Annotated in this window: 1 protein-coding gene; it reads left to right on the top strand. The window is 43.0% G+C overall.

The features are described from left to right. Nucleotides 1–105 precede the first annotated feature (105 nt). The coding region (locus A3EM_RS0140980) for an arylsulfatase (protein WP_020534052.1) at nucleotides 106–1,901 on the top strand (1,796 nt) is incomplete at its 3' end.

The following is a 1,901-nucleotide window of genomic DNA, read 5'->3' as shown; positions in this document are numbered from 1 at the left end:
TTTGCCGGAGTAGAATACCTGAGAGGAACAAGAGAAAATATCAGTGAAGCAGAAGGCACTGCCAACAGGCTTCAATTTAGTGTGAAGTATAAATTTAATTAAAAGATGAGAAAGATAAATAATACAATTTTACTTTTGGCAATAGCCATACTGAGTTTTTCCAATTTAATGGCTCAGGAAGAATTAAATCGGGAAGTGCTACCAATCTTGCCCCCCAAACCAAAAACTTATACGGAGTTAGATGTCAGAAACACTAAACCTCCGAAGCCTTTTGATGTTACTGCACCAGAAGGAGCGCCAAATGTGGTGATCGTGTTAATCGATGATTTAGGTCTGGGTGCTACAAGTGCCTTTGGAGGCCCTATCCAGACACCCACCATGGATAAACTGGCTAACAATGGATTGCGGTATAATAATTTCCATACTACGGCACTTTGTTCACCCACAAGAATGGCCCTGAAAACTGGAAGAAACCACCATACCTGCAACACCGGATCAATCATGGAAACAGCTACTGCTTACCCTGGAAATACCGGTGCACTACCCAGCAGCGTAGCACCCTTGGCAGAAATGCTCCGGCTAAACGGATACAGTACAGGGGCTTTTGGAAAATGGCACGAAACAGCTGCCTGGGAAACCAGTGTTTCTGGTCCATTCGACAGGTGGCCTACCCATCAGGGATTTGATAAATTTTATGGATTTATAGGTGGAGAAACAGACCAATGGGCTCCCTTAATTTACGATGGCGTGAAAAAGGTAAATCCTCCCAAAATGGAAAATTATCATTTTACCACAGATATGACCAACCAGGCCATTAATTGGGTAAAAGCTCAGCAATCCATGACACCTGATAAACCATTCTTTGTCTATTTTGCCACCGGAGCAGTACATGCTCCCCACCATGTTTCCAAAGAATGGTCGGATAAATACAAAGGAAAATTCGATAAAGGATGGGATGCCGTAAGGGAACAAACGGTTACAAACCAGAAGGAAATGGGCATAATACCCAAAGAAACCCAACTGGCTCCCAAACCAAAAGACATTAAAGACTGGGATAAATTAACCGACAATGAAAGGAAACTTTTTGCCAGACAGGCTGAGGTATTTGCCGGATTTATGGAAATGACCGATTATGAAGTGGGCCGATTGATGGATGCCATTGCTGAAATTGGAGAACTGGACAATACCTTATTTCTCTTTGTGGCTGGAGACAATGGAACCAGCGCGGAAGGTGGAATGGTAGGTATGTACAATGAAATGACTTATTTTAATGGAGTAGAAGAAAAAGTGGAAGATTTACTCCCTTTAATGGACAAATGGGGCAGTGAGGAGACTTTCCCCCATATGGCAGCAGGCTGGGCTGTAGCCTTTGATGCTCCCTTTACCTGGACCAAGCAGGTCGCTTCCGATTTTGGCGGGACCAGAAATGGTTTAATTGTACATTATCCGGAACAAATAAAAGATAAGAATAGCATCCGAACACAATTTTCGCATGTTACAGATATCGCCCCCACAATTTTGGAAGTGGCAAAATTACCAGAGCCCAAGGAAGTCAATGGAGTACCACAAATCCCAATGGAAGGGGTAAGTCTGGCTTATTCCTTCAACAATGCTGAGGCAGCAGAACGTCATTCCATCCAATATTTTGAAATGTTTGGAAACCGGGCCATTTATAACGAGGGGTGGTTCGCAAGAACCATTCACAGAGCTCCCTGGCAGGTCACAAATCTTCCTCCCCTGGAATCAGATGTTTGGGAACTTTACCATGTGAATGAAGATTTCAGTCTGGTGAATAATCTGGCTGATAAATATCCTGAAAAGTTAAAAGAAATGAAAAGTTTGTTCATGTGGCAGGCAGAAAAGTACCATGTGCTCCCTATTGATGACAGAACCATTGAAAG

It is taken from the genome of Flexithrix dorotheae DSM 6795 (assembly GCF_000379765.1).
GTDB classification, from domain to species: Bacteria; Bacteroidota; Bacteroidia; order Cytophagales; family Flammeovirgaceae; genus Flexithrix; species Flexithrix dorotheae.
Note: the sequence above shows the minus strand (reverse complement) of the source record. Positions and strands in the feature narration are given on the sequence as shown.